The sequence below is a fragment of the Glaciimonas soli genome (genome assembly GCF_009497155.1).
GTDB classification, from domain to species: Bacteria; Pseudomonadota; Gammaproteobacteria; order Burkholderiales; family Burkholderiaceae_D; genus Glaciimonas; species Glaciimonas soli.
Window position 1 is genome coordinate 79,939 of the sequence record NZ_WINI01000004.1, and the last position, 21,710, is coordinate 101,648.

At 52.2% G+C, this 21,710-nt stretch carries 20 protein-coding genes; 7 read left to right on the forward strand and 13 right to left on the reverse strand.

Features of this window, described 5'->3' with window-relative positions; translation table 11 throughout:
- Positions 1–64: 64 nt before the first annotated feature.
- Positions 65–1,159, reverse strand: coding sequence for a porin (locus GEV47_RS08635; protein ID WP_153234366.1), 1,095 nt, complete (start codon positions 1,157–1,159; stop codon positions 65–67).
- 206 nt (positions 1,160–1,365) lie between these two features.
- Between GEV47_RS08635 and GEV47_RS08640 the strand changes: the two genes are divergently transcribed.
- Both GEV47_RS08640 and GEV47_RS08645 read left to right on the forward strand, forming a co-directional pair.
- Positions 1,366–2,535, forward strand: a complete 1,170-nt coding sequence (locus GEV47_RS08640; RefSeq protein WP_153234728.1) for an ABC transporter substrate-binding protein — start codon at positions 1,366–1,368, stop codon at positions 2,533–2,535.
- A 9-nt stretch (positions 2,536–2,544) separates the two neighbouring features.
- Positions 2,545–2,700, forward strand: a complete 156-nt coding sequence (locus tag GEV47_RS08645) for a hypothetical protein (RefSeq protein ID WP_153234367.1) — start codon at positions 2,545–2,547, stop codon at positions 2,698–2,700.
- A gap of 8 nt (positions 2,701–2,708) precedes the next feature.
- Here GEV47_RS08645 and GEV47_RS08650 read toward each other — a convergent pair whose 3' ends face one another.
- The 3 genes from GEV47_RS08650 to GEV47_RS08660 form a co-directional block, all read right to left on the reverse strand.
- Positions 2,709–3,665: a PDR/VanB family oxidoreductase gene (locus GEV47_RS08650; RefSeq protein WP_153234368.1), complete on the reverse strand. Its 957-nt coding sequence runs from the start codon at positions 3,663–3,665 to the stop codon at positions 2,709–2,711.
- 69 nt (positions 3,666–3,734) lie between these two features.
- Positions 3,735–4,751, reverse strand: coding sequence for an aromatic ring-hydroxylating dioxygenase subunit alpha (locus tag GEV47_RS08655; protein ID WP_153234369.1), 1,017 nt, complete (start codon positions 4,749–4,751; stop codon positions 3,735–3,737).
- Positions 4,752–4,782: 31 nt separating this feature from the next.
- Positions 4,783–5,961, reverse strand: a complete 1,179-nt coding sequence (locus tag GEV47_RS08660; RefSeq protein ID WP_153234370.1) for an ABC transporter substrate-binding protein — start codon at positions 5,959–5,961, stop codon at positions 4,783–4,785.
- A 124-nt stretch (positions 5,962–6,085) separates the two neighbouring features.
- On the opposite strand from GEV47_RS08660, the gene GEV47_RS08665 reads away from it, so the two are divergent.
- A complete protein-coding gene (locus GEV47_RS08665) occupies positions 6,086–6,982 on the forward strand; it encodes a LysR family transcriptional regulator (RefSeq protein ID WP_153234371.1) in 897 nt (298 codons plus the stop codon).
- A 133-nt stretch (positions 6,983–7,115) separates the two neighbouring features.
- On the opposite strand, the gene GEV47_RS08670 is transcribed toward GEV47_RS08665, so the two are convergent.
- Genes GEV47_RS08670 through GEV47_RS08685 form a run of 4 tightly spaced genes read right to left on the reverse strand, consistent with a single transcriptional unit; the run spans position 7,116 to position 9,047 of the window.
- Positions 7,116–8,261, reverse strand: coding sequence for an alpha-hydroxy acid oxidase (locus tag GEV47_RS08670; protein WP_153234372.1), 1,146 nt, complete (start codon positions 8,259–8,261; stop codon positions 7,116–7,118).
- A gap of 52 nt (positions 8,262–8,313) precedes the next feature.
- Positions 8,314–8,454, reverse strand: a complete 141-nt coding sequence (locus tag GEV47_RS08675; protein WP_153234373.1) for a hypothetical protein — start codon at positions 8,452–8,454, stop codon at positions 8,314–8,316.
- Positions 8,455–8,479: 25 nt separating this feature from the next.
- A complete protein-coding gene (locus GEV47_RS08680; RefSeq protein WP_153234374.1) occupies positions 8,480–8,752 on the reverse strand; it encodes an RraA family protein in 273 nt (90 codons plus the stop codon).
- Positions 8,753–8,795: 43 nt separating this feature from the next.
- Positions 8,796–9,047, reverse strand: coding sequence for a hypothetical protein (locus GEV47_RS08685; protein WP_153234375.1), 252 nt, complete (start codon positions 9,045–9,047; stop codon positions 8,796–8,798).
- A 334-nt stretch (positions 9,048–9,381) separates the two neighbouring features.
- On the opposite strand from GEV47_RS08685, the gene GEV47_RS08690 reads away from it, so the two are divergent.
- The gene (locus GEV47_RS08690; protein ID WP_153234376.1) at positions 9,382–10,527 is read left to right on the forward strand and encodes a porin; all 1,146 of its coding nucleotides are present in this window, start codon (positions 9,382–9,384) and stop codon (positions 10,525–10,527) included.
- Positions 10,528–10,726: 199 nt separating this feature from the next.
- On the opposite strand, the gene GEV47_RS08695 is transcribed toward GEV47_RS08690, so the two are convergent.
- Positions 10,727–11,626 (reverse strand): LysR substrate-binding domain-containing protein, encoded by a 900-nt coding sequence (locus GEV47_RS08695; protein ID WP_228124640.1) that lies wholly within the window; start codon positions 11,624–11,626, stop codon positions 10,727–10,729.
- Positions 11,627–11,807: 181 nt separating this feature from the next.
- Between GEV47_RS08695 and GEV47_RS08700 the strand changes: the two genes are divergently transcribed.
- Positions 11,808–12,989 (forward strand): M20 aminoacylase family protein, encoded by a 1,182-nt coding sequence (locus GEV47_RS08700; protein WP_153234377.1) that lies wholly within the window; start codon positions 11,808–11,810, stop codon positions 12,987–12,989.
- Positions 12,990–13,218: 229 nt separating this feature from the next.
- Positions 13,219–14,520 carry an MFS transporter gene (locus GEV47_RS08705; RefSeq protein WP_153234378.1) on the forward strand — a complete coding sequence of 434 codons (1,302 nt, stop codon included), beginning with the start codon at positions 13,219–13,221 and terminating at the stop codon, positions 14,518–14,520.
- Positions 14,521–14,683: 163 nt separating this feature from the next.
- On the opposite strand, the gene GEV47_RS08710 is transcribed toward GEV47_RS08705, so the two are convergent.
- The 4 genes from GEV47_RS08710 to GEV47_RS08725 form a co-directional block, all read right to left on the reverse strand.
- Positions 14,684–15,394, reverse strand: a complete 711-nt coding sequence (locus tag GEV47_RS08710) for a hypothetical protein (RefSeq protein WP_153234379.1) — start codon at positions 15,392–15,394, stop codon at positions 14,684–14,686.
- A gap of 133 nt (positions 15,395–15,527) precedes the next feature.
- A complete protein-coding gene (locus GEV47_RS08715; RefSeq protein ID WP_153234380.1) occupies positions 15,528–16,613 on the reverse strand; it encodes an alpha-hydroxy acid oxidase in 1,086 nt (361 codons plus the stop codon).
- A gap of 41 nt (positions 16,614–16,654) precedes the next feature.
- Positions 16,655–17,341 carry a Fe2+-dependent dioxygenase gene (locus tag GEV47_RS08720; RefSeq protein ID WP_153234381.1) on the reverse strand — a complete coding sequence of 229 codons (687 nt, stop codon included), beginning with the start codon at positions 17,339–17,341 and terminating at the stop codon, positions 16,655–16,657.
- A gap of 124 nt (positions 17,342–17,465) precedes the next feature.
- Positions 17,466–19,745: a TonB-dependent receptor gene (locus GEV47_RS08725; RefSeq protein WP_153234382.1), complete on the reverse strand. Its 2,280-nt coding sequence runs from the start codon at positions 19,743–19,745 to the stop codon at positions 17,466–17,468.
- Between the two features lie 502 nt (positions 19,746–20,247).
- Here GEV47_RS08725 and GEV47_RS08730 point away from each other — a divergent pair.
- Positions 20,248–21,453: an MFS transporter gene (locus tag GEV47_RS08730; RefSeq protein ID WP_153234383.1), complete on the forward strand. Its 1,206-nt coding sequence runs from the start codon at positions 20,248–20,250 to the stop codon at positions 21,451–21,453.
- Positions 21,454–21,710: the final 257 nt, after the last annotated feature.

Below are 21,710 nucleotides of genomic sequence, written 5' to 3' on the forward strand. Positions count from 1 at the left end.
CCCGCATACGAGAAGCGGATGCTGTCATCAAAAAATACCGGCAGATGCCGGCATACCATTATCTTTAGAACGAGTGGCGCAATCCGCTCATCACGCCATTCTGCGTTCTGCCTGGCCCACCGATTGTTCCGCCTGCATCCAGCGCCAATGCTGACGTGCCAGAATTATCCATGCGACCATATGCACCGTAGATTGCCGTACGTTTCGACAGGTTGTACGTCAAACGTGCCACGAATAGTGTAGCGTTGGCATCCTGATCCTTAACGTCGAGGTGCGACACCTGAACGTCAAGGGTGGTTGCCGGCGCTACCGGATAACTCACGCCCAGGTAATACAGATCGGAATCCTTCTGGCCGGTCACAGCGTGTGTAGAGCGATCAATCACGCCGCCGCCTATTTTGCCCGCGCCCACCATCACATAGCCATTGACGGTAACGCGTCGGTCGCTGTCATCACTGCTAGTCAAACCGGCTGCTGCGCCAGTGTTGCCGTACAAGATATCGTAGGATGCATTAAGGCCATAGGCTTTGCCCTCGTAGCCGACCAAGGCTGTGATCTGGCGGCAGGCCTTACTGTTGCCAGCCACTTGCCCTGGACAGTTGGTAGCTGCAGGGCCGCCAGCGCCCGAAGCGTCGCGACCAGTACTGTATGTAGCACCTACTACGAAGTCGTTGAAGTTACCCCAGTAGCTAATGGAATTGTCACTACGCGCATTTGGAAGGTAGCTATCGATACTTCCGATCGAGAATAGGTTAGGTCCAAGTACATCTGATTTCAATGTGGCGATATAGGTCATGTTGATCTGGCGACCCAGCGATACAGTTCCATATTCATTTTTCAGCCCTACCAAAGCCTGGCGACCAAACAGTCGATTACCCTGTCCCATACTGCCATTGTTCACCGCCAATCCGGCCTCCAGAGTGAAGATGGCTTGCAAACCGCCGCCCAAATCCTCAGTCCCGCGAAAGCCCAGACGCGACGGAAATGATCCCGTTAGCGTTGGCATCTTAACGGCCGATTGGCCGGCAGCGTTGGCGTTTGTTGTGTAGACCAGTCCTGTATCGACAAGGCCATAAATCGTCACGGTGCTTTGCGCCATTGCTACAGATGCGCTCATCCCGCCCAGAAGCGCGAATGCGCAGCTGATAGTTTTTTTCATTACTGTCTCCCGTTGTAGTTTTATTTTCATGTGCGATTAACGAACATTAGGTTGTTAATCGCACATAAATTAGATAATATGGATGTCACGTAGTGTTGTCAACAAACTCTGACCATCGCAATTAGTGATGATGCGCACGACGTGGCAATTGCAACAGTCAGTCCTTCATAGACAAAAACAGCAGCAAACAGGAGACAAAAATAATGATGAAAAAAATTTTGGCAATAACAACACTTGCGGCCGTAAGCTACGCTGCAGTGTCGCCAGCCTATGCGGAAGACACCATTAAGATCGGTGTGATCGCTGCATTTTCCGGCCCCTTCGCGAATTACGGCAAACAGATGGAAGGCGGTATCAAAGCCTACATGGCGCAGCACGGCGACAGCGTGGCTGGCAAGAAAATTGAAATCATCATCAAGGACACTACCGGCCCTTCTCCGGAAATAGCCAAGCGACTGGCGCAGGAATTAGTTGTCCGCGATAAGGTTGATTTCCTGGCTGGCTTTGGCCTGACGCCGGAAGCATTGGCTGTCGCGCCTATCGCAGAGCAGGCAAAAAAACCAATGATCGTCATGAACGCGGCGACCTCTGCCATCACCACCAAGTCCAATTACATTGCCCGCTTCTCGATGACTCTGCCACAGGTCTCGGCACCGATGGCAAAGTGGGCAGTGAAAAACAACATCAAGAAAGTGGTGACGCTAGTTGCCGACTACGGACCTGGCATCGATGCGGAAGCCGCATTCAAGTCAGAATTGGTTAAGGGCGGTGGCGTCGTGACCGAAGCGATTCGCGTCCCGCTAAGCAACCCTGATTTCTCGCCTTACATCCAACGTATCAAGGACGCCAAGCCGGACGCCGTATTTATTTTCGTACCGGCAGGCGAACAAAGCATCGCCTTCATGAAAGGCTATCGTGAGCGCGGCCTGGCTGAAGCAGGCATCAAGGTGATCGCCACCGGCGATCTGACCGATGACCATGTGCTGCCTTCAATGGGCGACGCAACGTTGGGCGTGATCACCACTTTCCACTACTCGGCTGCACACAAGTCGCCAGAGAACCAGGCTTTCCTGAAGAGCTTTGCGGCCGCCAATCCAAACGGTGGACGTCCTAACTTCATGGCTGTCGCCGCTTATGATGGCATGGCAGCGATTTATGAAGTCGTACGCAAGCTAAACGGCAAGATCGATGGCCCGCAAGCGATGGCCATCCTGAAGAACATCAAGTTGAACAGCCCACGCGGTCCGATTGCCATCGATCCGAATACGCGCGACATCATTCAAACTGTGTATGTACGCAAGGTAGAGAAAATCAACGGTGAGCCATACAACGTCGAGTTTGACAAATTCCCAGATCAAAAAGACCCGGGAAAATAAGAGTCATTGATGACTGCTGTTGTCCATCCAGCGCATGCCCGACATCGCGACCAGGCTGGGCAAATACTGGCGCTAAACACCGAACTGTGCTTAGCGCCAGATTTCCTTTATCAGTTAGTTGCGCCTGCTTCGCTACAACAACGCACTCCATGCTCGGCACGCTGAGTTAGTGTCTATAGATCCAATACAAGAATTTTTGATGTGGCGCGTGAGCAGCAAGGCGTAAATTGATCGTTCTTTGCATGCTCCTGATCAGTGAAATACATATCGCGATGGTCAGGAGTTCCGCTTAGCACGCGGGTAATACACGTGCCGCATACACCCTGCTCACAGGAAGTCGGAATCTCGATACCGTTTTCCTCCAGAATCTGAATAACCGTCCTGTCGGCCGGCACGACGTACAGATTGCCGGTACTCGCAATCTGTACCTGGAATTCCGTGTCGGCTGTCGTGTCTTGCGCAGCGGCGCCAAAATATTCCAGATGAAGCTGCTCGCTGGTCCAACCCAGACCTTTCGCGGTGCCAACCACATGATCAATGAATCCCGTCGGCCCGCAAACATAGATATGCGTGTCGGGCTCTGGGCGCGCGATCAGATTTATCAGATCCAACTTCTGTTCCACTGAGCCGGCATCAAAATGAAAATGGACGTTATTAGCAAATGGCGATGCCTTGATCCTATCGTGAAACGCCGTGCGCTCCATAGCACGAGCACAGTAATGCATGTCGAAATCTGCATTGATACGGGTCAGCCGTTCGGCCATGCTGAGTATAGGAGTGATGCCGATGCCGCCGGCAAACAGCAAGAATCGCTTCGCATGACCCAGCGGGAAATGGTTCTTCGGCGCGCTAATCTGGATGACATCGCCTTCATTAACGGTGTCATGCATGGCCATCGATCCGCCCCGTGAATTCGGATCACGCAGCACACCGATCAGGTAACGATGTTCTTCAATAGGATCATTGCACAGCGAATACTGTCTGGTGATATCACGGCTAACCTGCACATCGATGTGCGATCCCGCGCTAAAAGGCGGCAACGGCGTACTGTCTGCGCTGATGAGTTCGAAACTGAAAATATCTTCGGCTTCCTGGACTTTTCTGACAACCTTTGCTGCGATGGTATTCATAATTTAATTAGCATATTAAACTGCGAAAATGGCGCAATGCATTGCGCCATCCTGTCATGCAATACCCGCTCACTGCTGGCTACACAGACGCTCGATGACGCGGCGTGCGCGATTGGCACCGGCATCAACATGGATATCTATCGTCGGGTTGCTGCCAAAGCGGGCCATATTGCGATATTGCGCATCAATGATGACGCGATCTTCTTCAAATGTTTGCTCGGTTTGCTGGTATACCAGTTCGCTGGTATCCGGCTGATCTGGGTGCGAATTGCTGGCCATGCTCCAGAAGTAATGCGAAGTGGTTTCGGTTTCGGGCGTGATGCCATGAAAGCCGCGCATATGGAAACCGCCGCGTTGCGGATCGTCGAGCGCCTCGGTGTCCGCATCAACGGCACCGGTCCAGATCGCCAGATAACTTACATGGAAATCGATTTCCTGCCAGCGATCGAGCAGTCCCTTGAACGGCCATGCAGCACTATAGGTTGCCGGCGCTTTCGAGGATTTCATCCACCGTACCACGCGGACGGTATCGCCATCGCTATACACGTTGGTGGGCGCTTCCATGTGCAATTTCGGGTTGCCGCCTATGGTTTTCAAATGCACGTAACCGAGATGACTCAGATCCAGAAGATTGTCATGGATCAGCTGATACGGCGCGTTATAGTGAAACACGCCGCCCTTGTATTTATATCGCGGATCGTCGTGCACAGCATAGTTTGGCGGCGGCATCGTCGGTTCGCTGCCAGCCTCTGCTCCCATCCAGATCCAGACGATCTGATTACTTTCGACCACTTTGGAAGCCGCGACACAGGCCTTGCCGGGAATCTTTAACTGACCGGGGATTTCGATACACTTGCCGCTAGGTGCATACAACAGGCCGTGGTAACCGCAACGAATGCCGTCGCCATCGAGTGTGCCGCAGGAAAGCGGCACGCTGCGATGACAGCAACGATCTTCCAGCGCGGCGACTTCACCGCTAGCCGTGCGGAACAGTACCACCGGACGATTCAAAAGAGTACGGGCAAGCGGCTTGTCCTTCAGCTCCCAGGCAAATGCAGCGACGTACCATTGGTTCATCGGAAACATGATTTTTTCCTTTCTAAGATAATTAATTCGATCACTTACCTGGGTCTTTGACACCGTCGTAACGATCGATTTCAGTGGCCACCAACTTGCCAGGGCCTTGTTTGTCTATCCTGCGGATATAAATGGTTTGCACGATATCGCGGGTGGCCGGATCGATGCTCACCGTGCCGCGCGGACTTGATGATGAATATCCCTTGACCGCTGCCATGAAAGCGCCGGCATCGGTATTGCCGTTGGTCTTGTTTAAGGTTTTGGCGATCAGCGCCATGCCGTCATAGGCAGATACGGCGAGAAAACTGGGCTTGAATTTGCCGTGTACCGTTTCCGCAAACGCGGCGAGAAATTTGGCGTTCTCGGCACCCGGACGGGTAAAAGAATAAAACCCGGCGGTATAAATACCGACCATCGCATCGCCACCCGATGCCATGATATCGTCATCGGCCCAGCCTTCACCGCCTAGAAAGCGGATGCCAGCCTTATCGAGCCCCTTCTCGCGATACGCTTTGATGAAGGACGCCATCGGCTGGCCATTTGGTAAAAACACGTGAATCGCATCCGGCTTTTCATCCTTGATGCGCTGCATGTAGGCGCTGTAATCGACGGTTGAGATCGGCACCCGCACCGAGCTAATAATCTGACCACCCAAAGCAGTGAAGGTCTTGCTGAACCAGGTTTCTCCATCCAGTCCTGGACCGTAATCTGAAACGATAGAAAAGACACGACGCGATCCGGTTTTGTAGGCCCATTCAGCCAGCGGTTTCACTGATTGTGCGATGGTATAAGAGGTCCGCGTGATATACGGCGAACGCGTGGTGACGGCCGACGATGCAGCATTCATCACGACCATCGGCTTTTTGGCTTGATCGACCACGCTGGCAACTGCCATCGCATTTGGGGTAAAAACGAAGCCGGCAAAAATATCAACGTTGTCGCGCGCAATCAGTTCGGTAGCGAGCCGCTTCGCGACATCCGCCTGTGGGCCGGTGTCGTCCTTGTAAATGACTTGCAACTTCTTGCCGCCAGCGGTATCGCCATTCAGGCGCAAGTAAGTTTCAATCCCCGCCTTCATTTGCTCGCCGCTTTGTGCGGCAATACCAGTCAATGAAGTGATGATCCCGATTTTGACAACTTGATTTGATTCTGCTGCGTTCGACGTCATGACCGCGAAAGTCAAGCTGGCGCAGCATAGCGTGGCTAGTATGCGTGACATATATGATCTCCTTTATATTTTCCCCAACTCATTTTTGGTCAGGTGATTTCGGGCAATCATGAGCTTAGCTACATTATTTTGGAATAGAATATTCTTAATAATGTTTATTTGAATTGTTAATATCATGGAATTTGATCTGAATCTGCTGCCGGTGGCACTGGCGATCTATGAAGAGCGCAGCGTAAGCCGGGCCGCGCAGAAGCTGGGCATGAGCCAGCCGACAGTCAGCGTGGCGTTGAATAAGTTGCGCGTTGCACTCGGCGACCCCTTGTTCGTCCGGACATCTCACGGCATGGAACCGACGCCACGCGCGGCGTCACTGATCACGCCGACCAAAGATATATTGCAGCGCATTAACGCTGAAGTCTTGTCCAGTACCGCATTCGATCCTGCGGTGACCACACGCAAGTTTACGTTCGCACTATCGGATATCGGCGAAATGACGATATTGCCAAAATTGATGGAACGCTTCGGAGCAGAGGCGCCGTTCGCATCGGTATCGTCGCTGAACTTGCCACCTGAAGAAATTTCGGCCGCACTTGAAAGCGGTGAGATTGATCTGGCAATCGGCTATTTCCCGGATTTGAAACACCGCAATTTCTTCCAGCAGCGACTGTTTTCACATTCATTCATTTGCTTGCTGAATGCGTCGCATCCCCTCAAGCAGAACCGCATCAGCATGAAAGAATTCTTGAAGCTGGGACACGCCGTGATTAAGGCGGAAGGCAGAAGCCAGGAGCTTGTCGAACAACTACTGGAGAAGAAGAAAATCCAGCGCCGTATCGTGCTATCGACACCGCACTATATGACGATTCCATTCATTATCGCTTCCACCGAGCTGATCGTAACAGTGCCGTATGCAGTAGGTGAATCATTCGCCAAGCTGACCAATATCAGACTGGTTGAACCACCACTGGAAATCCCGCATTTCGACCTCAAACAACACTGGCACCGAAGATTCAATAAAGATGGTCCCAACATGTGGTTGCGCTCCATTATTGTCGAGCTTTTCGGGGAATGACAAGAAATGCTCATTAACGCTGTGGGCAAGCCAGAAAACTCTGCGTACCCGAACGACCGCACCCCGTTTAGAGAATCGCTTCTCCACAGCGTCAACCAATGCTTACATTACAGATCTCCACGAAGAGGGAATCTTAATATGTCCCCGGTATCAAAATTTGCTTGTCCACTTTATTGACATCGGTGAGCCCGCAAAATGCCATGGTCAAATCTAACTCATTGCGAATAATGTCCAGACACTTGGTCACGCCAGCCTCGCCCATCGCACCTAAACCATACAGAAAAGGGCGGCCAATGTAGACGCCTTTGGCGCCCAGGGCAATGGCCTTAATCACGTCTTGGCCGGAACGAATACCACCATCCATATGGATTTCAATTTGCTTGCCCACCGCATCGACGATCGCGGGTAGCGCACGGATACTGGAAAGTGCGCCATCGAGTTGGCGGCCGCCGTGATTGGAAACAATCAGCGCATCAGCGCCGCTCTCCACTGCCAGATGCGCGTCTTCCGCATCCATGATGCCCTTGATAATCAGTTTTCCGCCCCAGCGCTGCTTGATCCATTCCACGTCCTTCCACGAAAGCGCCAGATCAAATTGTTGCGAGGTCCACGATGAGAGTGACGACATGTCCGACACGTTACTCGCGTGACCGACAATGTTGCCGAACGTACGACGTTGCGTGCCCAGCATACCCATGCTCCAGCGCGGCTTGCTCATCATGTTCAAAATATTAGGGATCGTCAGCTTGGGCGGCGCCGACAGCCCGTTTTTCAGGTCTTTGTGGCGCTGCCCCAGAATCTGCAAATCCAGCGTAAGCACCAGCGCTGAACAGTTTGCCGCTTTTGCCCGATCGATCAAGCGGTTGATGAAATCGCGGTCTTTCATCACATAGACCTGAAACCAGAATGGCTTGCTGGTGTGAGCCGCCACATCTTCAATGGAGCAGATACTCATGGTTGACAGCGTGAACGGGACGCCAAATTTTTCGGCAGCCTTGGCAGCAAGAATTTCGCCGTCGGCATGTTGCATTCCGGCCATGCCGGTTGGCGCCAGCGCTACCGGCATGGAAACTGCCTGCCCCACCATCGTCGTAGCAAGTGTGCGGTTTTCCATATTCACAGCGACACGCTGGCGAAATTTCATGTCCGCGAAATCACTGTTATTGGCACGATAGGTTGATTCGGTCCACGAGCCGGAATCGGCGTAATCGTAGAACATGCGCGGAACGCGCTTTTGCGCCAGAATGCGCAGGTCTTCGATATTCGTAATCACGGACATGGGGAGAGCTTCCTTTTCTCAATAAATAAAGTAAATCCGATCTGCAGGCCTCTCAAAATTTATCGTATTTAAGATATGCTTCCTGCGGATCGACATCTTCCAAAATGGCTGTTCGCACCCGATTCTCCTGAGTCGTTGCCGCCTCGGCCAGCTCCAATACCGATTCGATCACATCCTTAGGAATGCGCGTCAAACCGTCAAAATCGCCGAGCAGGTAATCACCGGGTAATCAATACATCGCCGATTTTGACCCGCTGACCGAATGCATCAGGTAACCAGTAACCGACCACATCGCGCGGCGAAAAGTAACGATGCAAAACCTGAAAGCCGAGGCCGATGATGAACTCTGCATCGCGTACATCGCCATCGTTTATCACGCCACGGATGCCCTTTAAGTTCAGCGTTTCGGTCGACAGTTCACCCACGTTCGAGACAGTCGAGTCGTTCGGTTGAATCGCCAGTATATGGCCAGACCTGGCTTTTGATTGCATTCCGGTCCATTGGTACAGTGTTTCGTGCGCGTCACTGCCAATGTTAACATGCCTGCCCGCCGTGAACCCCGGACCGCGCAGTTTTAGCCCGGGGATCAGCGGTCGCGACGTTGGTGACAGGGTGAAAATTCGAAGGCAAGGTGCCGATCAATTGCGGGAGCAAGTGATTCTTCAGCAAGGCAAGCACTGATGTCTCGCCAATATCCTCGCTTCCGGCGGCAAGTCGCCGTATGCCACCTTCGAAAAAAATCGGCACTGAATAACCACCGTTTGCGTCATCGAATCGCGCAGCCATCAGGTGCGCCTCCGCATCGCCGAAAATACTTCCCGCGTCTGCAATCGAGATGTCAAAACCAAGTTGGTTACGTCGTATTTGTGAAATTCTTTGATAACCATTGGTTATGCAAATAAGAAAAAGTGCGTTTTTGTTCTGTAGAAAATTGTTGAGAATAGCTACGTCATTAAATCCAAATCGCCATTAAGTGGCAGCAGCCTAGTCTTACCACGGCGCAGAAACATATAGCTTGGAACAAAATTATTACAACAGAAGGAGACGTAAGGTGGGGACAGTCAATACAAAAAACAAAACAAAATTTATCTGGTGTGGGATTGTGTGTGCGGGACTATCGATGCAACAGGCGCACGCCGATTCGTATCTGATGAGCCAGCTCGCTAACTTGCCTGAATACAGTAGCGGAAATAATGGCGGCGTGACGTTGTATGGTTCGGTTGACCTTGGCGGGTTGTACACTAAAGCCGACAATGCACCCAGCAATTTTCAAATGCAAAGTGGCGGAATGTACACCTCAAAATTTGGCTTGTATGGCCAAGAGGATCTGGGCGGTGGCCTGAAGGCGGAATTCAAGCTCGAATCCGGCTTCCTGGCCAACACCGGAGCCATGCAAGCGAGCGCATTATTCAACCGGGAATCCTGGGTCGGACTCAAGTCGAGCGAGTGGGGAACGGTGCGCTTTGGGAATCAGATCAATGCCATGCTGCCGTTGTTCATTGATCCCTTCGGACTTGTCACCACTAACTCGGTGTATGGCTGGGTTGGAGGCGGTGTGGTGCAGAGTTCCAGGGGAGCGGGTTATAACACCGATCTCGGCGTTGGTGCCAGTTCTCTGCTTACCCGAGTGCCGAATGCCATTACCTATGCGACTCCGCGTGTTGGTGGCGTCGACGGCCAACTCATTTATGCCACCAACACGACCGGCGCAAACAATCCTCGCGTGGCTAGTCAAGGCGGTGTCATTTCCTATCTGACTGCCCCGTTTTATTTTGCCGCGAGCTATAACCAGGTATGGAGCGCACCTGTGGCATTAACTCCGGATGCGGCTCCCGAGGGCATACGCACTGACATTCCCGCCATTGGCGTGATCTACGACAATGGGAAATTAGTGCTCTCTGCATCCTATACGCTGATGGCGCCAAAAGTAGCTCAGGATGGCATTGCGCGCATCACCACTTTGGGTGCCATTTTGCCGCTTGGCCGCTTTACCTATCGCGCCTCAGCAATCTACCGTGACACCTCTGACGTCCGCGACAGCACCGGCAAGGAAGTTCACGATGCGGCGTTGGGCATCATGTTGGGTTCTGATTACGCTTTTTCAAAGCGGACTACGCTGTATGCCCGCTTGGGCGAGGTCAGAAACTACGGTGCTTCTACTATCATTCTGAATAGTACGCCGCTACCGTTTGAGGCAGGTACGTTTAACCCACAAACCGGGATCACCACCAAATCGCTTGCGGTAGGTATGAATCACAGCTTCTAATTGGCTGGAGTCCGACGGACACGTGATCAGAATGTGATCACGTGAACCGATGCAAAGTCGGAGCTCTTCAACGCCAGAATCAAAAAAATCCGTCATCCTCGCGAACGCGGGGATCCAAGTTACGATCTCAGCATGGATTCCCGCGTTCGCGGGAACGACGAATTGAATTTAGGTAGCATGCCTTTAATCCGGACAAACATCATAAAATCTTGGCCAGATCCATGACGCACCGAATGAAATACTCTGCCGGCCGCGTAATAATTGCACCTTCGCGCTGAATCAAAAAAAGCTTTACGTCTGCTGGTTTTTCAATAAAGTCGAGTTTGCGAAATTGCCCCGTCGCATTGACTACTTCGAATATTGGAGATGGCCATGAAATCACCGAATCACATGTCAGGGCAATGCCAAACAGCAGCGCCTGAGACGTGCACTTCGTCATGCGATGCGGCGCTGGCAAGCCGCTCCGTTTGAATAACTCCGCGATATACAACGGATAAGTGTCCGATGGGTCGATATATAACCATTCAGCGTCGCTCAGGTCTTTCAGCGAGGTCGCTTTGGCTAACAGGCCATTTTCCCGCACCACAAATACCGCTGAATACGTCGCCAGTTCTGTGCTGTGCACAGATGTATCTGCCGGAGCGCGAGAGGCTGAGATCAATGCAAAATCGAGCGTGCCTTGACGTAGACTGTCGAGTAATTTTGACACCGGCTGCTCTAGAAATTCGGCTTTGACTTGAGGCATATCTTGCCGAAACCGTGCATAGGCACTTGGTAGCAGCGTCAGCGCTGCGAGAGCCGTTAAACCAATTGTGACTCTTCCTTCCTGAATCCCTCTTTCCACTCCCATCTGCTCTTCTGCCCGTTCTATCTCATGGACAATTAGCCGTGCACGTTGCAAGAGTGACTTCGCTGCTGGCATTAATGTCACGCCGCTGACACTGCGACCCAGCAGCGTTACCCCGACATCGGCCTCAAGTTCGCGAATCGCCTTGGTGATGGCAGGTTGGCTGACGAACAGCGCACGGGCAGCTCCAATGATACTGCCGTAGTCGGCAACGGCTACCAAAGCGCGGAGTTGATGCAGTTTCATTCCCATACACTACCTCTGAAGTTTCATTCTCATACGGCCTCCCAATATCGATGCCATAACTAAACATTATAGGCATAATATTTTTTCATTTTTTAAATATGTACTCTCGTCATAGACTGGCTTTCCAGTCCTGCCGTCATTGATATTGCACGGACATTATTATTTCAGTCTACATGAGGAGATCGCGTTGTCACGAATTATAAATATTCTTCCCGAGGTCAAAAAGCATGCTGCCGAATTCGTTGAGTTGCGTCACCGCATTCATGCTCATCCTGAATTAGGTTTCGAGGAAATTGAGACCAGCAAACTGGTGGTGCAAAAGCTGCAGGAATGGGGTTATGAGGTAACGCCGGATGTCGGTGGTACCGGGGTAGTTGGCCGCCTCAAAGTTGGCCAGGGTTCGCGCACTATCGGTATTCGTGCAGATATGGATGCATTGCCAATTTTGGAAGATACTGGCTTGTCCTATGCGAGCAAATTGCATGGAAAAATGCATGCCTGCGGACACGACGGCCACACCGCAATTTTACTGGCTGCTGCATATTATTTTTCTCAAACAAAACGCTTCAACGGCACACTGAATCTGATATTTCAGCCAGCAGAAGAAGGTTTAGGTGGCGCGCAGCGCATGATGGCGGACGGCTTATTCGAGCGCTTCCCTTGTGACGCCATATTTGCTCTGCACAATGCACCGGGGCTGCCTGTTGGCATGTTTGTCGCGCAAAGCGGCGCCATGGCGGCATCGTCCGATTCGGTGACGATCACCCTTACTGGCAAGGGCAGCCACGGTGCAATGCCACAGTTTGGACGCGATCCAGTTGTGGCCGCTGCCAGCATCGTCATGGCATTGCAAACTATCGTCTCGCGCAATATTTCAACGGCCGACGCGGCGGTTGTGACGGTAGGTTCAATCCAGGCCGGCACTGCCCACAACGTCATCCCGGAAACTGCAAAAATCCTTATCACCGTAAGGACCCTCGATAAAGCGGTCCAGACATTGATTGAAAAGCGTTTGCGCGAGATTGTCGAATTTCAGGCACGCAGCTTTGACGTCACGGCAGAGATAGCTTATCGGCCGATCTCTCGCGTACTGATGAACACGGAGCAAGAATCGGGATGGGCACGCGAGGCGATTGCGGCATTGGTCGGCATGGATAATATCGTCCCGCTACCAGCGGAGCGTATGGGCGGCGAGGATTTCTCCTGGATGCTCGAAAAAGTGCCTGGCTGTTATGTTGCGCTCGGAAATGGCACTGAGGGGAACGGTGGTTGCATGATCCACAATCCCGGTTACGACTTTAATGATGATGCACTACCGATAGGAGCTAGTTATTGGGCTCGTCTGGTTGAGCAATATCTGGTGGCGTGATGGTAGAGGGATACCTGGATGACATCGGTGCCTGGACGTTTAAGGTCAACTGCTATCCGATTCTTCCATCGTCCGTTCTTATACATTGGGTTTGATGCAATGTACTGCGCATATCAGTAGGAAATCTAAAAAAACAGTTCTCACCCGCCAGCAACTACGTATCAAGATTTTTTGAACGCCAGCTTGCTTGCGTGTGCAGAACTGTCATCGCGTCCAATTTGGAAACATCATGAATACTTTATCTGTCCCCGCAACGGTGCCTGTTAATACCGCACTGCCTCAACATGCCAAGGCTGCACCGTCTCGACGGGTAATAGTCGCTGCCGTACTTGGCAATGCGCTTGAATTGTTTGACTTTACGGTTTACAGTTTTTTTGCCGTAATCATTGGCAAACTCTTTTTTCCTGTCGTTGGAGAATATAGCCAATTGATGCTGTCTTTCGCGACGTTCGGTATCGGCTTCCTGGCCCGGCCTCTCGGCGGGATCGTATTAGGAATCTACGCCGATCGCGCTGGACGCAAGGCCGCTATGACCCTTACGATACTGCTGATGGCATCGGGTACTGCGATCATTGGTTTAGCGCCAACCTATGCGCAAATTGGCTTGGCAGCGCCATTACTGATCGTGATCGCACGCTTGATTCAAGGATTTTCAGCAGGTGCCGAAACCGGTATAGCGATGACATTTCTGATGGAGTCGGCACCACCCGGAAAGCGAGGATACCTTCTTAGCTGGCAGGTTGCGAGCCAGGGTGCCGCCGCGTTAGCCGGTGCCGCCTGCGGAGTACTTCTTACGCATATGTTGTCGCCTGCAGCGCTCGAAAGTTGGGGGTGGCGTGTTCCGTTTCTGTTGGGCTTGCTAATTGGCCCGGTAGGCATGTATATCCGCAATAATCTGGAAGAAACGCATACGGAGCAGCGCAGATCGAATGTTGTTCCCAAGCGTCTCCAATATGACATTCGCCGCATCATTTTGGGCACTTTGATAATGCTCAACAGTACGGCGACCATGTATATCATGGTGTACTTTTTGCCTTCGTATCTGGTGCGGGTAGCGCATATGCCTGCCTCAATGTCACTCTATTCCGGCTGTTTGGCGGGATTAATTTTAACGATAGGAACACCTCTCTGCGGCAAACTCGCTGATCGACTGAGCAAGCGCAAACCAATCTTATACGTGACAGGACTGTTCGGCATGGCTGCCATTTTTCCAGTCTTCATCACTATTCTGAAAACGCCGGAGTTGACCACGGTACTCTCGGGTGTAGCGCTAATGATCATTGTGATGGCACTGCAAGGTCCGGCGGGTTCGCTTATTCTGCTGGAGGGCTTTCCACGCGAGATGCGCGTGCGATCGATGGCGATCATGTACAGCATCAGCGTCAGTATATTTGGCGGTTTCTCACCCTTTCTCGTTACCTGGATAATCAAAGAAACAAACAACCCCTATGCGCCTGCATGGTATCTGTTCGGCTGTGCGTTAGTCAGCCTTATCGCGCTCATTTTGTTTGAAGAGAAAAAAGTGGATTAACGAAGTAAATTGCGTCGCTCGGCTTACTATTTATCATCTCCAGACAGGCAACGAATGCGTAATATGCGGTAACCGTTCACTTTCAGAGGTGAACGTGGCACCGCATCCTATGGTGCCCGCCCGACCATGGCACAAACTGCAATGAACGACTACTGCACTCCCCCTACTTACCCAGCAACGCCAGAGAATGATTCCATTCTGTAGTCCATTCTTGCAAAAATTCATACGTATTAAAAACTCTTTTCAGATGTGAGACTGGTACCCGATACACATCATTCAATCCCAATGCCAACGTAATCGGATTCCACGCGGCTTTGTTTTTTGCTCTTTTAGCGCTGCCTTTAACCCTTGCTCCCTCATCACCAAATATGCCGCCGCCACTGCTCAGGGCCTGGTCCAAATCAATTTTTACCAGACTGGCAAATGCTATTAACACCTGCTCTTTGCTGATACCACTCTGTGATTCCTTTGCCAGTTCAATGTTGGCAACTTTGGGTTCGGCCTCGCGTTTGAGTTTACTTACCAGACGCTCCAGATCTTTCTTCAGAAAACGTAACTCATGCAAAGACCTTCTAAAGCCTGGCGGCTTGAGTTTCGTCACTATCTTATAGACGTCTTTCGTGATCGTGATGAGCACGTCCTCACTGCCGGCGGCAAGTCGTTGGGTGTCGCCTTCGAAAAAAATCGGCGCCGGGTAACCGCCGTTCGCGTCACCGAACAACGCGGGATAGTCGGCGTCATAGTCCAGCCAAACGTAGGGAGTCAAGCCGCTTTCTATCATGCGTGCCAATGTCCATTGCGTGCCTGTTTGCTGCGCAAGCCAGTCGCAAGCCTGCTCAGTTGTTGCCCGAAAAGGCAGTTCGATCATCGTCATTTTTCTTTCTTTCACATGCCAAAATTGCACTGCTGGCATGACTTGCACATTGCTGTTAGTCCGCTGGTCTTTTATATGGGTCCAGGCTGAGCAGCCAATATATAAGTTTTCGACTTTATTTGTTGGACTAGTTTCACTGCGGGGAAGTCCATAGCAGCGACGAATCGATTTTGTGCAATTGAGGTTGTCCAGCCAGCGCCATTGCCACTTCCAATTCCGTTTGCAGTACGGTCAACATGTGCGCCACGCCTGGCATCCCGCCTACGGCCAATGCATGCAGAACAGGTTGGCCGATCAATACTGCCGACGCGCCTAAAGCAAGCGCCTTGAGAATATCGGTGCCACGCCTGACACCCCCATCGACCAGCACCGGCACACGTCCGGCAACAGCCTGCGTCACAAATGGCAAAACGGCTATGGTCGCTGGTACCGTATCGAGCGTGCGACCGCCGTGATTGGACACAATAATGCCCGCGCATCCGACACGCAGAGCAGGTTCAACATCCGCCGGATTCATGAGTCCCTTGACGATCACCGGCAACGCGGTCAATTGGCAAAGCCATTCAATATCCGCCCAGGTCGGAGCGCCCTTGAGCATGCCCTGGAATACCGGACTACCGGCGCGGGCTCTGATCGGCGGAGTAGCTTTGAAACCGCTCAGGTTGACGGCGGATATCTGCTCTGGCAGCCGGAAACCTGTTCTCTGCTCTGCGTTGCGAATGCCGCTGACGGCCGCATCGATAGTGACAACGATAGCCTTGTAACCGGCCGACTCAGCGCGCCTGATCAACGCGACCGTCTCTTCCCGCTCAGCGCGCATATATAGTTGAAACCATAACGGCGTACTCGCGGCGCTGGCCACGTTTTCAAGCGTCACGCTGGCTTGCTGACTAACCGTCATCCAGGTTCGCGTGAGCGAAGCGGCCTCGACCGTTGCCAACTCTCCGGCAGGATCAACCAGCTTATGAAATGCTGTCGGCCCAAGGATAATGGGGTAATCCAGCGTTTCGCCAAACAGCATGGTCTTGGCGCTGGCCTGCGACATATCGACCAAGGCGCGTGGCAAGATGTGCAAACGGTCAAAAGCTTGTCGATTTGCACGTTGTGTGATGCCATCCGCGGCCGCACCAGCGATGTAAGCTGCCACTGCAGTATCCACATGTTCGTGAAAACGCAGTTCGTAGTCACTCAGCGCAACGGTATCTGCAGGAATGTTCATGATGATATGGTGTGGAAATTGATGAAGAAACTGCGGTTGCGTTACAACTCTGCCCAGCGTCGCAACAAATTATGGTAATGATTGACCAGCCCCAGAACAGCCGGGCTATCGTCGCCGAGCTGGCCGCGAATTGCCATGATCGATTGATCGAGTTCATACAACGTGGCGCGCTCCCCATCGTCTTTGACCATCGATTGAGCCCAAAAGAACGAAGCCCAGCGGCTCCCTTTCGTGACTGGTTCGACCCGGTGCAAGGTCGATGCCGGGTAAACGATCATGTGCCCCATCGGTAGCTTGATTGCATGCGTACCGAAAGAGTCCGTCATCACCAGCTCCCCTCCTTCGTACTCATCGGGATTCGTCAGGAAAATGGTGCTGGAGACATCTGCACGCATACGCGCTCCACCACTTCCCGCTACGGATTGAATCGAATTGTCGACGTGCATCCCGAAGGTCATGCCTAAATCATAGCGATTGAATTTCGGCGGCAACACGCGCAACGGCAGTGCCGCCGAATGGTAGGTCGAATTCCGGCCAAGCGCATGCAAAATGATATCGCCAAGTTCTTGCGCCTCGGCGCTCTCGGCAGGAAGCTGCAAATTGTTCTTGAATTTGGCGGCCTGGTCGCCTGCAGTCACGCTGCCATGTACCCATGCCGAGCGCTCAAGCACTTGCCTGCAATGCTTTGCCTCCTCGGGAGTAAGTACATCCGGGATGTGAACCAGCATGGTGCTTGCCTTTCATTTATGAGAAAAGCCATACATGATCGTCCAACCATGTATGGCGTTTTATTCGCAAAGCGATAATCTGATCGACAACCCTGTCGGAGATAAGGCTGCCGATCTTAGCACGTCAGAATGTCGTGCCAAGATTTAGAGTAAACGTGCGGCCCGACGTTGGCACGGCGCGTGTTGTACCGAAGTACGACGAATAATTCTGGTGATCGGTCAGGTTATAAGCATTCAGCGAAATGCGGTATTTGTCCAGCTTGTACGCGACCATTGCATTGACAGCCAGCGTGTTCGGAATCTGTCCGGTATTGGCCGAATCAACCCAATAAGAGGACGCGTATTGAACACCGCCGCCCACGGTCACCCGACCCGGTAAAGGCAACAAACTACGGGGAACGTCATAGCTGGTCCAGACGGAAAGATTATTCCGCGGAACACCCGGTGCTGTTTTACCGATAGAGGATGCTGTGCTGGAATAGGTTACGGTGCCATCGAGATAGGCGTAAGCCAGATTGACGGTCCAATTGCTGCTGATACGACCCGTCAATCCCAACTCAGTACCGCGGATACGGTAGGCTTCGCCGCTATCGGAAAAGCCAGCTGCCACCATACCGGTATCAGGATCGATCGTATAGGAGTTGGATTTCTTGATCTGGAATATCGCGCCTGTCACACCCAGACGCTTGTTCAGGAAGTCCAGCTTGGCACCGGCTTCAATACTGTCAGAGCGCTCAGGCTCATTGCTGACACCATCTTTCGGCACTTCAGATTGAACCCCGCCAACCGCGACGGAAATATCCGTCCCGATCGGGCGGTACGTGCGTGAGAAAGAAGTGTAGAGCATCGTGTCTTGATTCGGCTCCCAGATTCCGCTCAAGGACGGACTCAGCTTCTTCGAATCGGCCGAGCCGCCAATCGAAGACGCGTTGGTCGAATATTCACTACGGAAATAATCCCAACGCAAAGCACCTAACAACGAGAACTGTTGCGTCAGCCATAAACGATCATTGGCAAAAACGCCGACATCGGAAGCGCTCGATTCACGGGTGGTTGCGCCATAGGCAACCGATGCACCCGGGGTCATGTCGTAGGTCGGGTTGACGATGTTCTGGTTATTGACGCGGCCAGTCCAGGTGCCTTGATCGCGATGGTCTTTCTGATAATTCATGTCCAGGCCGACCATTGCCTTGTTGCGGAATCCACCCAGATCAAAATCGCCTTTCAGGCTGCTCACATTCTGCACGGCCCATCCGCGTTGCTCATACGCCATCCCGCCACCGGCACCATATGCCAATGGGACATTGCGTCCCGCAAACAATTTTTGCAAGTTAGCATAGCTGACACTGGCGGGGTTGGTTGCCGAGAAATCCCGCTCGTAGACGCTCAGGCGCGTATCGTTGTTGATCGTCATGCCATTATCAAGCTTCTGGACGAAGGTTGATGTCACCATATGCGTCGTCGATACGTCTTTATCCGTGCTGCGCACATAGGATGTCGAGTCGGAAAACCCAGGAACATCATATTCGGTCAACGGTAGATAGATACCATCGGCACCTTGTGCCATTGGTACACCATAATCAGGCTTGCCATCGTTATGTTGATAGGAGTAATTGAGATGCCATTCGGTGCTGGTATCCAGACCGGTCCCGAAATCAATCGCAAAACCCTGACGATTATCTTTCACATGGTCACGATCGGCCACGTTGCCGCTCTGGTACATGCCGTTGATACGGATGGCATTGGTGTCATTGATACGAATATTGCTGTCGACCGTGGTGCGATAGGTGGATGCCGATGCAAAACTCTGATCGATGCTGGTACTGTTTTCGAGGCCGGCCTTCTTGGTAGTCTGATTAATGAGACCGCCCACATTGCCGACACCGAAGGCTTCGCCGGAAGGTCCCTTGATGACTTCGACGCTGTCCGTATTGAAGCTATCGCGCTTGTAAGCGCCGAAATCGCGCAAGCCATCGACGTAAATATCACCTTTGGCAGACATACCCCGAATCCGGAACTGATCACCATTCTGACCGCCATTACCTTCGCCGGTCGACATCGTGATACCCGGCACATTCTTCAATACCTGCTCCAGCGACGTTGCACGTTGCTGTTCAATCATCTCTTGTGAAATCACATTGATGACTTGCGGCGTTTCTTTGACCGTTCCCGGCATGCGGGCGATACCGGTGGTTGCCTGATTGGCATTCTCGGCCTTTTCCGTCACCGTAACCATAGGAAGAGATGTCAATGCATTGGGTGACTTTTTAGCGTCTTCCTCTGCGTCTGTTTTCGTCTGTGCTTGTACCATCAACGGCATTGAAGACATGGCGACGGCGAATCCGGCTGTTGCTGCTCCCGAAGCTACTACCCGAATTGCATCCGATATAACGTTTTTTTTCATCGATTACTTTCTAGTTATTGCGTTGTAAATTGGCTTGTGAATTGCGTGGTCAATGGCGCTGCCAGTCACGGCGCTCTCATTGAAATTCGTCTGTGGATGACTGCTTCAGGAGCAAGGAAACGAAGAGGGATAGCAATACTTCACGATCAGAGACTGATCCTTCCCTCGCCATTTCGGACAACATCTCCTTGCGGGTTTTGCGCGCCTTAACTGGCGTCATAAAAATTTGTCAGCAATTTCCTACGAATACAAATGCAAATCAGAATGATTCTTATTATTACATAATGTAACCGGAATTTACAATTCTCCAACATATTTTTTGCGCGCCGCCATTGACTTCCAAGGCAAATTGATAGTTTCCAAAAAGAATCAATGCGGTGGAGCGGTCTTCACATAGACATTGGTGACTTCGAGTCAAGAATGTAATGTCACGACAACGGTTTTTCTTCGCTAGTGAAAGACCCATACTGCGAGGCCTCTTTACCAATTCAGGAAGAAAATCATGCCTCTCGCACTATGGGCACTGACACTCAGTGCTTTCGCAATCGGGACTACAGAATTCGTTATTGTCGGCCTCATTCCAACTATTGCCGACAGTCTCGCGATTTCTGTTCCCTCTGCCGGTTTGCTGGTCAGTCTCTATGCCTTGGGGGTTGCGATCGGTGCGCCAGTACTGACTGCTTTGACTGGCCGCGTTCCGCGCAAGCAGCTTTTGCTGGGCTTGATGGCCTTGTTCACAGTCGGCAACCTGGTTGCATGGGCGGCGCCGAGCTACGAAGCGCTGATGGCGGCGCGGGTACTGACGGGGCTAGCGCATGGCGTGTTCTTCTCGATCGGTTCGACCATTGCTACTAGCCTGGTACCGAAAGAAAAGGCCGCTAGCGCAATTGCGATTATGTTTACCGGGCTTACCGTAGCGCTGGTCACGGGTGTGCCGCTCGGTACCTTCATTGGTCAGACTTTTGGCTGGCAGTCGACATTTCTGGCAGTGTCTTTGTTAGGAGTGATCGCATTCATTGGCAGCTGGATCCTGGTGCCAAACAATATCGCCAACAGCCAGCCCGCATCTTTGCTGACCCAGGCAGCGGTGCTGAAGAAGCCACGGTTGTTGTTGGTATATGCCATTACGGCATTGGGTTACGGCGGCTCCTTTATCGCCTTTACCTACCTGGCGCCAATTTTGCAGGAAATATCCGGATTTTCTGCCTCTACCGTCAGTCTCGTGATGTTGGTATACGGTGTTTCGGTAGCGTTCGGCAATATCTGGGGCGGCAAGCTGGCAGATAAAAAGGGGCCGATACGCGCATTGCAGATTGTGTTTGCCATGCTCGCGATCGTCTTGTTTGTATTGACTTTTACCGCTTCTAATCCATGGTTGGCAGTCTTGACCGTGCTGGCATGGGGCGCTTTCGCCTTCGGCAATGTGCCTGGCTTACAGGTATATGTGGTGCAACAAGCCGAACGTCACGCTCCGCGCGCAATAGATGTCGCATCCGGTTTGAACATCGCCGCGTTCAATGTCGGAATCGCGCTCGGTGCCTGGGGCGGCGGGTTGATCGTCAGTCATTTAGGATTGATGGCGACGCCTTGGATCGGTGCTCTGATTGTGCTCGGTGCGCTCGGGCTGACAACACTTGCTGGCCGCTTGGATCGCGAAGACGGCATCGCCCCTCTTGCCAAAGCATCACGCGCCGTTTCAGCGCATTAATTCATCCTTATACTGATAGCGGAGTGAAACGACTCCGCTATCTTGATCTGCTCGTCTCCGATTCCCTCTTTCCTTGCCCGCTTACGCAATTGGCGGCCAACGGCCACCACTAGCATCTATAGCTTTCGTCAATACATCTCCGTCGAGTCGCCACTCTTGCCTTAACAAGACACTAAACAAGACACAAAACAAGACACTAAAAGCATCAATATTTACGACTTTTTTATACGCGAATGTGTAACCTAGCCCGATATTTT

Coding starts and splice junctions, on each gene's coding strand:
- GEV47_RS08635 (WP_153234366.1), bottom strand. CDS start 1,159: ATGAAAAAAACTATCAGCTGCGCATTCGCGCTTCTGGGCGGGATGAGC.
- GEV47_RS08640 (WP_153234728.1), top strand. CDS start 1,366: ATGAAAAAAATTTTGGCAATAACAACACTTGCGGCCGTAAGCTACGCT.
- GEV47_RS08645 (WP_153234367.1), top strand. CDS start 2,545: ATGACTGCTGTTGTCCATCCAGCGCATGCCCGACATCGCGACCAGGCT.
- GEV47_RS08650 (WP_153234368.1), bottom strand. CDS start 3,665: ATGAATACCATCGCAGCAAAGGTTGTCAGAAAAGTCCAGGAAGCCGAA.
- GEV47_RS08655 (WP_153234369.1), bottom strand. CDS start 4,751: ATGTTTCCGATGAACCAATGGTACGTCGCTGCATTTGCCTGGGAGCTG.
- GEV47_RS08660 (WP_153234370.1), bottom strand. CDS start 5,961: ATGTCACGCATACTAGCCACGCTATGCTGCGCCAGCTTGACTTTCGCG.
- GEV47_RS08665 (WP_153234371.1), top strand. CDS start 6,086: ATGGAATTTGATCTGAATCTGCTGCCGGTGGCACTGGCGATCTATGAA.
- GEV47_RS08670 (WP_153234372.1), bottom strand. CDS start 8,261: ATGTCCGTGATTACGAATATCGAAGACCTGCGCATTCTGGCGCAAAAG.
- GEV47_RS08680 (WP_153234374.1), bottom strand. CDS start 8,752: ATGCAATCAAAAGCCAGGTCTGGCCATATACTGGCGATTCAACCGAAC.
- GEV47_RS08685 (WP_153234375.1), bottom strand. CDS start 9,047: ATGGCTGCGCGATTCGATGACGCAAACGGTGGTTATTCAGTGCCGATT.
- GEV47_RS08690 (WP_153234376.1), top strand. CDS start 9,382: ATGCAACAGGCGCACGCCGATTCGTATCTGATGAGCCAGCTCGCTAAC.
- GEV47_RS08695 (WP_228124640.1), bottom strand. CDS start 11,626: ATGGGAATGAAACTGCATCAACTCCGCGCTTTGGTAGCCGTTGCCGAC.
- GEV47_RS08705 (WP_153234378.1), top strand. CDS start 13,219: ATGAATACTTTATCTGTCCCCGCAACGGTGCCTGTTAATACCGCACTG.
- GEV47_RS08710 (WP_153234379.1), bottom strand. CDS start 15,394: ATGACGATGATCGAACTGCCTTTTCGGGCAACAACTGAGCAGGCTTGC.
- GEV47_RS08715 (WP_153234380.1), bottom strand. CDS start 16,613: ATGAACATTCCTGCAGATACCGTTGCGCTGAGTGACTACGAACTGCGT.
- GEV47_RS08720 (WP_153234381.1), bottom strand. CDS start 17,341: ATGCTGGTTCACATCCCGGATGTACTTACTCCCGAGGAGGCAAAGCAT.
- GEV47_RS08725 (WP_153234382.1), bottom strand. CDS start 19,745: ATGAAAAAAAACGTTATATCGGATGCAATTCGGGTAGTAGCTTCGGGA.
- GEV47_RS08730 (WP_153234383.1), top strand. CDS start 20,248: ATGCCTCTCGCACTATGGGCACTGACACTCAGTGCTTTCGCAATCGGG.